Source organism: Bacillus sp. mrc49, assembly GCF_002803435.1.
Map to the genome: position 1 here is coordinate 1 of NZ_PHNG01000282.1, position 449 is coordinate 449.

1 protein-coding gene is annotated in these 449 nt (G+C 36.5%); it reads left to right on the forward strand.

Translation table 11 applies throughout. The features are described from left to right. The first annotated feature begins 65 nt into the window (after positions 1–65). On the forward strand, positions 66–269 hold the full coding sequence (locus CVN76_RS01975; protein ID WP_100530075.1) for a hypothetical protein: 204 nt from the start codon (positions 66–68) through the stop codon (positions 267–269). Positions 270–449: the final 180 nt, after the last annotated feature.

A 449-nucleotide genomic window follows, 5' to 3' on the forward strand; every position in this document is an offset into this window, starting at 1 on the left:
ATGGTTATTGCATTTAAGAAAAGTGAGGGAATAAACAAGAGAAGGCAAAGGGGGGAGAAGCAATTTTGAATAAAGTGAATCAGTTTCAACAGAATATCCAGTCAGAAGATCCCTTCATCAAAAGTCTATATTCAGATTTGAATGAACGGATCGATGCGTATGAGCAGGAAGATGCTGTGAAAGTCGACAAAATGAAATGGAGGGATGCGACCGGTTCTATTTTTTTCATGCTATTAATCATTGTCTATTTAGTCTATGTACTTGTTTAAGGTAGTGTACTTTTACATTGTCTATTACATTAACAGCCGTAATTCCATTCCATTCAATCAATATATCTATAGTTGGGAGAGAAGCGTGTGAGTAAAGAGAATTCCTCCATTTCGAAGGATGTGGCCTTTGGCTTTTTACCGGCAAGTAAAAGTGACAGGATTTTTAACCTTAGGGATTTA